Origin of the sequence: Cellulomonas persica, assembly GCF_007989825.1 — a bacterium.
Taxonomy (GTDB): Bacteria; Actinomycetota; Actinomycetes; order Actinomycetales; family Cellulomonadaceae; genus Cellulomonas; species Cellulomonas persica.
Genome location: NZ_BJUA01000011.1, coordinates 125598 through 137632 on the forward strand (window position 1 = coordinate 125598; position 12035 = coordinate 137632).

At 75.3% G+C, this 12035-nt stretch carries 10 protein-coding genes; 8 read left to right on the forward strand and 2 right to left on the reverse strand.

The window, feature by feature from the left end:
* Positions 1-25: 25 nt before the first annotated feature.
* Positions 26-1633, forward strand: a complete 1608-nt coding sequence (gene dop, locus CPE01_RS12180) for a depupylase/deamidase Dop (protein WP_146807076.1) — start codon at positions 26-28, stop codon at positions 1631-1633.
* 93 nt (positions 1634-1726) lie between these two features.
* On the opposite strand, the gene CPE01_RS12185 is transcribed toward dop, so the two are convergent.
* The gene (locus CPE01_RS12185; protein WP_146807078.1) at positions 1727-5407 is read right to left on the reverse strand and encodes an SCO7613 C-terminal domain-containing membrane protein; all 3681 of its coding nucleotides are present in this window, start codon (positions 5405-5407) and stop codon (positions 1727-1729) included.
* 127 nt (positions 5408-5534) lie between these two features.
* Here CPE01_RS12185 and CPE01_RS12190 point away from each other — a divergent pair, with 127 nt between their 5' ends.
* The 6 genes from CPE01_RS12190 (at position 5535) to hisF (ending at position 10435) form a co-directional block, all read left to right on the forward strand.
* Positions 5535-5726, forward strand: a complete 192-nt coding sequence (locus tag CPE01_RS12190) for a ubiquitin-like protein Pup (RefSeq protein ID WP_146807080.1) — start codon at positions 5535-5537, stop codon at positions 5724-5726.
* A 6-nt stretch (positions 5727-5732) separates the two neighbouring features.
* Entirely contained in the window at positions 5733-6581 is an 849-nt protein-coding gene (gene prcB / locus CPE01_RS12195; RefSeq protein ID WP_146807082.1) for a proteasome subunit beta, read from the forward strand.
* The gene (prcA, locus tag CPE01_RS12200; RefSeq protein ID WP_146807084.1) at positions 6578-7276 is read left to right on the forward strand and encodes a proteasome subunit alpha; all 699 of its coding nucleotides are present in this window, start codon (positions 6578-6580) and stop codon (positions 7274-7276) included. Before prcB ends, prcA begins: the two co-directional genes overlap by 4 nt.
* Positions 7276-8637: a Pup--protein ligase gene (gene pafA / locus CPE01_RS12205; RefSeq protein WP_146807086.1), complete on the forward strand. Its 1362-nt coding sequence runs from the start codon at positions 7276-7278 to the stop codon at positions 8635-8637. Before prcA ends, pafA begins: the two co-directional genes overlap by 1 nt.
* A 149-nt stretch (positions 8638-8786) precedes the next feature.
* Entirely contained in the window at positions 8787-9668 is an 882-nt protein-coding gene (locus tag CPE01_RS12210; protein WP_246783908.1) for an FKBP-type peptidyl-prolyl cis-trans isomerase, read from the forward strand.
* Positions 9665-10435, forward strand: a complete 771-nt coding sequence (hisF, locus tag CPE01_RS12215) for an imidazole glycerol phosphate synthase subunit HisF (protein ID WP_146807088.1) — start codon at positions 9665-9667, stop codon at positions 10433-10435. Before CPE01_RS12210 ends, hisF begins: the two co-directional genes overlap by 4 nt.
* Positions 10436-10471: 36 nt before the next feature.
* Here hisF and CPE01_RS12220 read toward each other — a convergent pair whose 3' ends face one another.
* Entirely contained in the window at positions 10472-11119 is a 648-nt protein-coding gene (locus tag CPE01_RS12220) for a TIGR03085 family metal-binding protein (RefSeq protein WP_146807090.1), read from the reverse strand.
* A 189-nt stretch (positions 11120-11308) separates the two neighbouring features.
* Here CPE01_RS12220 and CPE01_RS12225 point away from each other — a divergent pair.
* The coding region (locus CPE01_RS12225; protein WP_146807105.1) for an ABC transporter transmembrane domain-containing protein at positions 11309-12035 on the forward strand (727 nt) is incomplete at its 3' end.

The following is a 12035-nucleotide window of genomic DNA, read 5'->3' on the forward strand; positions in this document are numbered from 1 at the left end:
TGCCCGCGGTCACTAGGGTGGTCCGGTGACCGTGCGCCGCGTGATGGGGATCGAGACCGAGTACGGCGTGCTCCAACCGGGCAAGCCGATGGCCAACCCGATGCTGCTGTCGAGCCACGTCGTGGCCGTGCACGCCGCGGCGCGCGGGGGCGGCCGCACCAAGGCGCGCTGGGACTACGACGACGAGGACCCGCTGCAGGACGCGCGCGGCTTCCACCTGCAGCGCGCGTCGGCGCACCCGTCGCTGCTCACCGACGACCCGACGCGGCCCGCGCCGTCGGGCGACGGCCCGCAGGAGCTCGAGCGCCCCGAGGTCGAGGAGTACGAGGACCCGGGCGCGGCGAACGTGATCCTCAGCAACGGTGCGCGGCTGTACGTCGACCACGCGCACCCGGAGTACTCGTCGCCCGAGGTCACCAACCCGCGCGACGCGGTCGTGTGGGACCGTGCCGGCGAGCAGGTCATGCTCGCGTCGGTGCGCGCGCTCGCGTCGGTCCCGGCGCTGCCGGACGTCGCGCTCTACAAGAACAACGTCGACGGCAAGGGCGCCACGTACGGGACGCACGAGAACTACCTCGTCGACCGGTCCGTGCCCTTCTCCGACCTCGCGTCGCGGCTGATCCCGTTCTTCGTGACGCGTCAGGTGTACACGGGTGCGGGTCGCGTCGGGCTCGGGCAGCGTGGCGAGCGTGCGGGGTTCCAGATCTCGCAGCGCGCGGACTACGTCGAGGCGGAGATCGGCCTCGAGACGACGCTGCGTCGCCCGATCGTCAACACGCGCGACGAGCCGCACGCGGACCCGACGAGGTGGCGCCGCCTGCACGTGATCGTCGGAGACGCGACGATGCTCGAGGCGGCGACCTACGTACGGCTCGGCACGACGTCGCTCGTGCTGTGGCTGATCGAGCGCGCGGTGTCCGAGGGCGGGTCCGGGGGAGCGCTGGCGATCGTCGACCGCCTCGCGCTGCGCGACCCGGTGTCCGCGGTCCACCGCATCAGCCACGACACGAGCCTGACGGCGACGGTCGAGCTCGTCGACGGCCGCGAGCTCACGGCTCTCGAGATCCAGCGCGAGTACCTCGCGGCCGTGCGCACCGCGCTGGAGCACGTCGGCGACCCGCTCGACGCGCAGACGCAGGACGTGCTCGACCGCTGGTCCTCGCTGCTCGACCGGCTCGCGACCGACCCCTCGCAGTGCGCGCGTGAGGTCGAGTGGCTCGCCAAGCTCCGGCTGCTCGACGGCATGCGTCGGCGCGAGAACCTCGCCTGGGACCACCCGCGCCTGGCCGCGGTCGACCTGCAGTGGGCCGACGTGCGCCCCGAGCGCGGGCTCTACCACCGGCTCGCGGTCGCGGGTGCGGTCGAGATGCTCGTGACGCCGCAGGAGGTCGAGCAGGCGGTCGCGCACGCGCCCGTCGACACGCGCGCGTACTTCCGTGGGGAGGCCGTCGCGCGCTACGGGGACCAGGTCTCGGCCGCCTCGTGGGACTCGGTCGTGTTCGACGTGCCCGGTGCGCAGACGCTGCAGCGCGTCCCGATGCGTGATCCGCTGCGCGGCACGAAGACGCACGTCGGCGCGTTGCTCGACGCGAGCCCGGACGCGTCGTCGCTGCTCGCCGCGCTCGGCGGCTGACTGCCGACCGCACGGCACGGGCCACCGCCCGGCCCGGATCGGCGGGAGCCGGCCCGGGCGCGGACCTCACGCATCCGCCTTCATGCATCCGCCCTATCGCATCCGCGCGACGTACCGCGTGGCCTCGCGCGCGTCCCGCATCCGCTTCTCGTACGTCACGCCGACGACCGTGAGCGCGGCACCGCCGAGGAAGAGCAGCGGCCACCAGCCGACGTTCGTCACGAGCGACGTCGCGGCCGCGAGGAGCTGCACGACGACCTCGACGGCGAGCACGACGGCGCCCACGACGAACGGCGCCTGCCACCTGCGCACCGCACCGACGATGACCGCAGCGGTCCCGCCGACCAGCACGACCACCCAGCGCCACGGGACGGGTTCGACCTGGAGGCCGACGAGCACGGGCGCGAGCACGAGCAGGCCGGGTGCGCCGAGTGCGGGCCAGGACCGCGCGTCCGGCGCGCGCAGCATCCACGTGGTCCCGACGACGCCCGCGAGAGCGCCCGCCACGGCGAGCACCGCGTCGGCGGGCAGCATCCGGGCCGCGGCGCCGGTGACCGCGACCGCGCCGCCCAGTCCGGCGAGCCCGAGCAGCGTGAGCCCCGGTCCGACCAGGGACGCCGAGCCGCGCACCACGCCGATGAGCGCGACGCCGGTGCCGACGAGCGCGACGGTCGCGTAGCGCACCAGGGCGGCGCGCGGGTCGTCGTCGACCTGACCTTGGGCCGCGGCGAGCGTGGGCACCGCGGCGACGAGCAGCGTGCCCCAGACACCGAGCGCGACGACGGGGCGCCCCGCGTCCGACCGGCGCGCGGCGAGCGTCGCGAGGCCGAGCACGAGCGCCGCGGGGAGCGACCACACCTCGACGGGCGTGGACGCGCCGTCGAGCAGGGCGAGCACCGCGCGACGCAGCGGTCCGAGGATCGCCAGCAGCGCGGCGCACGCCGCCATGACCTGCGCCGTGCGGAGCGCGAGCACGTGGGGGCCTGCCGCGACGCGCACGGCGCCCAGGGTGAGGGTGACGACCGCGACCGTCAGCAGGACCGTGCGGTCGAGCGCGAGCGACCCGACGACGAGCGGGTCGTCGACCAGTGCCGGCGGTGTCCCCACCAGCAGCAGGCCCGCGGCCAGCAGCGGCGGGCCCGACGTCGCGCGGGCGGACGACCCGTCCGGCGTGCGGATCCCGTCGCGTACGCGCCGCACGCCGATCGCCCCGAGGACGAGCCCGAGGGGAGCCGCATAGGCCTCGGGCGTGCCGACGTCGCGCACCGCCAAGCCGCTCCACGACGCGACGACCGCGAGCCCGAGCGCCCACCAGCGCAACGCCCGGCGGTCGGCCGCGAGCCCCACGACCCCTGCGGTCAGGGCCGCGAGCGTGAGCTGGAGCGTCGCGACGCCGGCGGGGGCCTCGACGGAGGCGGCGAGCGCGACCGCGGTGACCACCGCGCCGCTCACCTCGAGCACCGGCCGGAACGGCGTCGCGCGCGCGACGAGCGCGGCAGCGCAGCCGAGTACGGTCGCGCCGACGAGCGTCGCGGACACGCCCGGGCGCCCGGCGACCAGGTGGGCGGTCAGCAGGGACGCTGCGAGCGCGGGCGCGACGAGCGCCGTGCAGACCTGCCGCACGGGCGTGCCGACGCGCCCGTGCCCGAACGCGGCGAGGACCGCGGCCTGCGCCGCGGCGAGGGCGGGCAGCGACGTCACGAGCGCGACCGACCCTCCTGCTACCGCCGCCTCCGGGGTGCCGTCCGATGCGACGACGTACCCGCCGAGGACCACGCACCACGTCAGTGCCTGCGTCCCCGCGGCGACCCCGAGCGCGGCGGCACGCTCGGGGTGCGTGGCCAACCCCCGCAGGACGAGCGCGACGACGAGGGTCCCGACGAGCCCGGCGGCCAGGCACGCGGCGTCAGCGGGACCGGCGCCGACGAGGCGGGCCACCCCCGCGAGCGCAAAGGTCAGGAGCAGGACCGCTGCGGCCGCCGCGCCGCCCCGGGCGGGGGTGCGGCCCCAGCGGCCGGCGACGAGCGCCACGAGTGTCGCCGTCAGGAGGGCGGCGACGTGCGCGACGGCCCAGCTCGTCGGCGCACCGGACGCGGCGCCGTCGAGGCTCGCGACGACCGCCGCACCGCCCGCGACGACGGCGAGCGTCCGTACGTGGCGGTGCCACGGCCGGGGCAGCGGGACGAAGGCCGCGACGAGCGCCAGCCCGGCCAGCCCCGCGACCGTCGCGGGGACGCCGGGGGCGACGAGTGCGACGCCCACGAACGCGCCCAGGCAGGTCAGCCCGCCTGCCACGTGGCGTACGGCGCGGACCAGGCGCAGGCCGACCAGGGCCGCGAGCGTGCCGGTGGCGAGCATCGTCACCGCGGCGGGGCCGCACGCGCCGTCCGGCGTCCGGTCCGGCGCGACCACGTCGGCGACGCCCTCGGCGGCGAGCAGCGCGAGCTCGGGCAGCGCGAGGACACCGGCCGTGACCGCTGCGGTGGCACCCGCGACCGCCGCCCGCCGCGTCCCCGGCGGGACGACGCCCGCTGCCTGCCCCGACCCCGGCAGCGCCCCGGCCGCGAGGACGACCGCCGCGGCGACGACGGCGGCCGCAGGGGCCGACCAGGGCGTGAACGCGTCCGCGAGCGGGGGCACCGCCAGCGCTGCGCCGAGCGTGGCGAGCAGCCCCGCGCCGGCGGCCCACACGCGGGCCGACACACCGTCGGTGAGCCGCGACTGGACCGCGAGGGCGGCCACCGTCGCGGCCGCGAGCACGGTCAGCCCCGGCGAGACCGGGTCCGTCGAGCCCAGGCCGGCGGTGACGACGAGGCCGGCGGCCAGGCCGGTACCGCCCGCGAAGGTCGCGAGCACGCGTCGCTCGGGCGGGCGCGTGCGGACCACCCGGTGGTGCCGCAGCGTCGCCAGGCCGAGCGAGGTCAGCAGCGCGGTCGTGGCCACCGGAGCCTCCTCGGTCGCCACGATGAGCAGCAGGGGAGACGCCGGGACGAGCACCGCGGCGGCGACCGTGCCTGCGCGCAACCCCGTCCGCAGCCCGTACCCCGCGAGCAGCGCACCGCACACGAGCAGCCCCACGCCGCCGACGAGCCACCCCGGCGCGGACGGGAGCATCCCGGTCGCCCACAGCGCCCACACGTCGAGCGCCAGCAGCGCCGACCCGAGGGCCGCCACCGCCTCGGCGGACTGGGTGAGCCCGCGCCGCGCGAGCAGGACCGCGAGCGCGAGCACGCCCGCGGTGCCGACGGCGACGAGCGTCGCCCGCACGGGAAGCGTGAGGAGCTCCCACGTGAACACGAGGAACACCAGGCTCGCGAGCGCGAGCAGGGCCGCGCCGAGCGTGACGAGCACGGTCTGCACGCGCCACGGCCGACGCGCGAGCCGTGCGGCGTCACCCGCCGGGGCCGCGAGCCGACCGGGCGGTGGCGGGACGGGGCCCGGCAGGGGCTGGACCGGCAGGGACGGGGCCGGCACGGGCCGGGCGGGCGACGGGACGGCGTGGAGCGGTGACGGGACGGGTGCGACTCGTGCCCGGTCCGGTGCCGCTGACGTGGGCGACGACTGGTCCGCACGGACGCGCGCGACGACCTCGGCGTGGTGGGCGAGCGCGTCGGCCGCGGCGCGCGCGACCTGCCACACGTGCCTGCCGGCGTCGCCCGCGAGGTCGATCCCGCAGGCCCGGCACCGGGGGGAGGTCAGGGGTGCGCCGCAGGCCGGGCAGCGGCTCGGGTCGAGGAGGAGCCGGCGGGCCTGCTCGAGGGGCGTCGGTGCCATGGCGGGCATCCTGGCAGGCCGGACGCGCACGTGTGTCGTCTCGCGGAGGATGTCACCCTCCGCGTCCTGTGCGTGGATGGGCCTAGGGTGGAGTGCAGGAGCACCCAGCGACGCCAGGAGGTCCGCAATGGCAGGTCAGGAACGCGTCAACCCGCGCCGGGACGACGAGGAGCCGGTCGACGACGCCCCCGAGCCCGTCGCGCCGTCGGCGCAGGCGCGCGACGCCGAGGTGGACGCGCTGCTCGACGAGATCGACGACGTCCTGGAGCAGAACGCCGAGCAGTTCGTGCGGGGCTTCGTGCAGAAGGGCGGTCAGTGATCGCCCATGACGCACCCTGACCCGCTCGCCACGGGCCGGCTGCCGGCCGCCTTCCTGACCCCGGGTTCGTCGTCGTTCGTCGACTTCCTCGCCTCGTACGCGCCCGGCCTGCTCCCGGGGAACCGCCCGGTCGTGGGCGCGGAGCCCGTCGCCGCACCGCACGGGACGACGATCGTCGCGGTGGTGTGCGCGGGCGGTCTCGTCATGGCCGGTGACCGCCGCGCGACGATGGGCTCGATGATCGCGAGCCGCGAGATCGAGAAGGTCTTCCCGGCGGACGACTACTCGGCCATCGGCATCGCCGGGACCGCCGGTCTCGCGGTCGAGCTCGTGCGGCTGTTCCAGCTCGAGCTCGAGCACTACGAGAAGATCGAGGGCAGCCTGCTGTCGCTCGACGGCAAGGCGAACCGCCTGGCGACGATGATCCGCGGCAACCTCGGGCTCGCGCTGCAGGGACTCGCGGTCGTGCCGCTGTTCGGCGGCTTCGACCTGGACCGCGGCGTCGGCCGGATCTTCTCGTACGACGTGACGGGCGGTCGGTACGAGGAGCACGAGCACCACGCGGTGGGCTCGGGCTCGGTGTTCGCACGCGGGTCGCTCAAGAAGCTGTGGCGCCGCGGACTGACCCCCGACGAGGCGGTGCGCGTCGCGCTCGAGGCCCTCGTCGACGCGGCCGACGACGACTCCGCGACCGGCGGCCCGGACACGACGCGGCGCATCTGGCCGGTCGTCGCGACCGTGACGCGCTCCGGGTACCTGCGGGTGCCCGACGAGACGCTCGAGCAGGTCGTCGAGACCGTCGTCGCCGAGCGCCGTGCGCAGCACGGCCACGCACGTGGAGGTGAGCACGCATGAGCATGCCGTTCTACGTCTCGCCCGAACAGCTGATGAAGGACCGCGCGGACTACGCCCGCAAGGGCATCGCGCGCGGCCGCAGCGTCGTCGTCGTGCAGTACGACGAGGGCATCGCGTTCGCGACCGAGAACGCCTCGCGTGCGCTGCACAAGGTCTCGGAGATCTACGACCGGATCGCGTTCGCAGCGGTCGGCAAGTACAACGAGTTCGAGAACCTGCGGGTCGCGGGCGTGCGCTACGCGGACCTGCGCGGGTACTCCTACGACCGCGAGGACGTCACCGCCCGGGCGCTCGCCAACGCGTACGCGCAGACGCTGGGCACGGTGTTCACCACCGAGTCCAAGCCGCTCGAGGTCGAGCTCGTCGTCGCCGAGGTGGGCCGCACCGCCGAGGCCGACCAGATCTACCGCCTGACGTACGACGGCTCGGTGGCCGACGAGCACGGCTGGGTCGTCATGGGTGGGCAGGCCGAGCGGCTCGCGAGCGTCGTCGAGGCCGACTGGCGGCAGGGCCTGACCCTGCCGCAGGTGCTCCAGCTCGCCGTGCGCGCGCTGGGGTCGGCGCCTGAGGAGGGCGGCGACCAGCGCACCCTTCCGGCGGCGCAGCTCGAGGTCGCCGTGCTGGACCGGACCCGTCCGCGCCGTGCCTTCCGCCGTCTGGCGGGGCCGTTGCTGGAGGACCTGCTGGAGGGCTGATGGACAAGCGGATCTTCGGTCTGGAGACCGAGTACGGCGTCACGTGCGCCGCGACCGACGGGCGCGGCCTGTCGGCCGACGAGGTGGCGCGGTACCTGTTCCGCAAGGTCGTCGCGTGGGGGCGCTCGTCGAACGTCTTCCTGCGCAACGGCTCGCGCCTGTACCTCGACGTGGGCTCGCACCCCGAGTACGCGACCGCGGAGTGCGACGACGTGCGTCAGCTCGTGACGCACGACCGTGCGGGGGAGCGGATCCTCGAGGGCCTGGTCGCGGACGCCCAGCAGCGCCTCGAGCACGAGGGCCTGCCCGGCACGATCCACCTGTTCAAGAACAACACCGACTCGGCGGGCAACTCCTACGGGTGCCACGAGAACTACCTCGTGCGCCGGCAGGGCGACTTCGGGCGGCTGTCCGACGTCCTGGTGCCGTTCCTCATCACCCGGCAGGTGCTCACGGGCGCCGGCAAGGTCCTGTCGACGCCGCGCGGTGCCATGTACTGCCTGTCGCAGCGCGCCGACCACATCTGGGAGGCCGTCTCGAGCGCGACGACGCGGTCGCGACCGATCATCAACACGCGCGACGAGCCGCACGCCGACGCCGAGCACTTCCGCCGGCTGCACGTGATCGTGGGCGACTCGTCGATGTCGGAGACGACGACGATGCTCAAGGTCGGCGCGACCGACCTGCTGCTGCGGCTCGTCGAGGCGGGCATCCCCATGCGCGACCTGTCGCTCGAGAACCCGATCCGCGCGATCCGCGACATCAGCCACGACATGACCGGCATGGCGCCGATCACGCTCGCGAACGGCCGCACCGCCACCGCGGTCGACCTGCAGGAGGAGTACCTGGCGCGCGTCAGCGACTTCGTCGCGCAGCACGGCGGCGGCTCGCCGCTCGACAAGCAGGTGCTCGAGCTGTGGGAGCGCGGGCTGCACGCGCTGCGGACGGGCGACCTGTCGCTCGTCGAGCGCGAGCTCGACTGGGTCATCAAGCACCGGCTGATCGAGCGCTACCGCGCCAAGCACGACCTGCCGCTGTCGGACGTGCGCGTGCAGCGGCTCGACCTGGCGTACCACGACATCTCGCGCACGGAGGGTCTGTACAACCTGCTGGCGGCCAAGGGACTCGTCGAGCGGCTCACGACGGACGTCGAGGTGTTCGAGGCGACCGCGGTGCCGCCGCAGACCACGCGGGCCAAGCTGCGCGGCGACTTCGTGCGCGCCGCGCAGGAGGCCCGCCGGGACTACACGGTCGACTGGGTGCACCTCAAGCTCAACGACCAGGCGCAGCGCACCGTGCTGTGCAAGGACCCGTTCCGCAGTGTCGACGACCGCGTCGAGAGGCTCATCGAGTCGATGTGACGTGCGCCCGCCGGCCCGGCCCCTGGGTCCGGACGCTCAGCGCCGGGCCGTAGAGTGTCGGTCCGCCGGGACATCGCCGGACCGCCCGGGTCCGGTACGACCGCGCCGTCCCTGGACGGGCGGCACGACGACGAGACGAAGGACGTGGGGTGCGAGGACTGCGACGGACGCAGGGCGGGATCGCCGCTCTGGTCGTGGGGCTCCTGACCCTCGTGGGCTGCTCGGACACCGTCGAGGAACCGGTGGAGATCACCGTCACGGGTGACGCCGGCCAGGCCCCGACGCTCGTCTACGTCGCGCCTCTGGCGGTCGAGGACGAGTTCCGCGAGGCCATCTGGGCGGGCACCGGCCCCGAGCTCGTCGACGGCGCGCCGGTGCTGCTCGACTACTGGCTCGAGAACGCCGACGACGCGAGCCTCATCCGCGACAGCTACTCGAGCAGCCCGACCGCACAGCTCCTCACCAAGGCCGACCTCGGGCCCGACCTGTACGAGACGCTCAGCGGCCAGCGGGTCGGCGCGCGCCTGCTGCAGGTCGTCCCGTCCTCGGAGAACGGCGACCCGTACCCGACGGCGACCGTGATCGACGTGCTGCCCACGCGGGCGCAGGGGACTGCCGTCCAGCCGGGCGAGGGCTTCCCGACCGTGACCGAGGCCGAGGACGGCTCGCCGCAGCTCACGCCGCTCGAGGCCGACCCGCCCGCGTCCCTGCGCGTGCAGCCGCTGCTGCGCGGCACGGGCCGTCAGGTGGTGGCGACCGACACCGTCACGGTGCAGCTCTCGGGCTGGGCCTGGGTCGGCGGCGAGCAGTTCGACACCACGTGGACCTCAGGCCTGCCGCTGTCGTTCTCGCTGCAGGACGTGCCCGCGTGGCAGGAGGGGCTCGTCGACCAGCCGGTCGGCAGCCGCGTCATGCTCGTCGTGCCGCCGTCCTACGCGCTCGGCGTCACCCAGAGCGAGGAGCTCAAGGGGCAGACCGTCGTGTTCGTCGTCGACATCCTGAACGCCCGGACCCCTGGAGAGACCTCGTGAGCCTCGCCCTGCGCGTCATCCCGTGCCTCGACGTCGACGCAGGCCGCGTCGTCAAGGGCGTGAACTTCGAGAACCTGCGCGACGCGGGCGACCCGGTCGAGCTCGCGCGCCGGTACGACGTCGAGGGCGCCGACGAGCTGACGTTCCTCGACGTGTCCGCGTCGTCGGGCAACCGCGAGACGACGTTCGACGTGGTGCGTCGCACCGCCGAGGAGGTCCTCGTCCCGCTGACCGTCGGCGGTGGGGTGCGGTCCGCGGACGACGTCGACCGCCTGCTGCGCGCGGGCGCGGACAAGGTCGGCGTGAACACCGCCGCCATCGCGCGGCCCGAGCTCATCGCCGAGATCGCCGACCGGTTCGGCTCGCAGGTCCTGGTGCTGTCGGTCGACGCGCGTCGCGTGACGGGCGACGTCCGGACCGAGTCGGGCTACGAGGTCACGACGCACGGCGGGCGCCGCGGCACGGGGATCGACGCGGTCCGGTGGGCGGCGCGCGCGGTCGAGCTGGGCGCGGGCGAGGTGCTGCTGAACTCGATGGACGCCGACGGCACGACGTCGGGCTTCGACCTGGAGATGCTGCGCGACGTCCGCGCGCAGGTCTCGGTCCCGCTGATCGCGAGTGGCGGGGCGGGCACGCCGCAGCACTTCGTGGAGGCGGCGCGCGCGGGCGCGGACGCCGTCCTGGCCGCGAGCGTGTTCCACTTCGGCACGCTGACGATCGGTGAGGTCAAGGCCGCGCTGCGCGACGCGGGCGTCACCGTCCGCTGACGCGCGTCCTGGCAGCCGCCCGGTCCGGCGGACTGCTCAGGGCAGCGGGAACCGCTGCGCCAGCGCCGCGACGTCGTCGGGCGAGCCCTGCGCCAGCACGGTCGAGGCGGCACCGCGGCCCGACAGCCACAGCACCAGCTCGCCCGCCCCACCGCGCACGACGACCGTGCCGTGGTCGCCCTTCGCGCCCTTGACGCGCGTGCGCGGCCCGTCGGCGCGCACGAGCACGAGGCCGACCGGGACCCGGTGCGTGCGGGCCCGCGCGAAGCGGCGCACGTCCTTCCACAGCGCGTCGACGAGCCCCGGGTCCAGGTCGCGGTCCGGCGCCGGGCCCGCACCGCGTCGCACGTCCTCGCCGTGCACGTAGAACTCGACGAGGTTGGCGGCGTCGCCCGCGAGCGACAGCGGGTGCCACCGCGGCGGCCCCGCGGCCACGCGGCCGACGAGGTCGGCGTACCCCTGCGGCGTGGTCGCCGTCTGCGCGAGCTCGTCGATCGCGCGTTCCGCGGCGCCGGCGAGCGCGGGCACGGCGAGCCCGGCCCCGACCGTCACCGAGCTCTCGCGCAGCACCACGTGCGCCGCGAGGTGCCGCGCCTGCCATCCCTCGCAGAGCGTCGGCGCGTCGGGGTCGACGGCACGCAGGGCGTCGACGAGCTGGGCGCGCAGGGTCTCGTGCCACGTCATGGACGCCATCGTCCCACCGCTCGGTCGTCCGCGCGCCCGCCAGGGCACGACGCCCGACGGGTCGTGTCGCACGTGCGTGAGACGATGGGGCGTCCCTCGCACCCTGCCGGAAGGCTCGTCGTCATGCCCTCGCCACGGTCGTCGTCGGTGCCGACGACGCCACAGGAAGGCGGCCGGCCGACGGCCCCCATGCGGCTCACGGGCTCGACGCCGCGACGTGCGACCACGCTCATCTGGCGCGGCATGCGCGCCCACCCGTGGACGTACGTCGCGGCGGTGGGTGCGTCCGCGGTGTTCGGTGCCGCCACGGTGGCGGTGAGCCGCGCGCTGGGGTGGGCGACCGACGACGTGGTCGTCCCGGCCCTCGCGGGCGACGAGGCCGCGCGCGGCCGGATCTGGTGGGCGGGCGGCGTGATCGCGCTCGTCGCGCTGACCCTCGCCCTGAGCGTCGCCGGTCGCCGCATCTTCGCGGGCATGGGCTACGCCCAGCTCCAGGAGGACCACCGGCTCAAGGTCACGCGGCAGTACCTGCGCCTGCCCATGTCGTGGCACCGGCGGCACCCGACGGGTCAGCTCCTGTCGAACGCGGGCGCCGATGTCGAGGCGGCGACCTCGGTCTTCAACCCCCTGCCGTTCGCGCTCGGGGTCGTCGTCATGCTCGTCGTCGCGGCGGTCGCCCTGCTGCGGTCCGACGTGTACCTCGCGCTCGCCGCGCTCGTCGTCGTCCCGCTCGCGATCGTCGCGAACGCGTGGTTCCAGCGGCGCATGTCGCCGGCGATCACGCACGCGCAGCAGCTGCGCGCGGAGGTCGCCGACGTCGCGCACGAGAGCTTCGAGGCCGCGCTGCTCGTGACGTCGCTCGGCACGCAGGCGCGCGAGGAGGCCCGGTTCGCCGAGCGGGCGAGCCGGCTCGCGG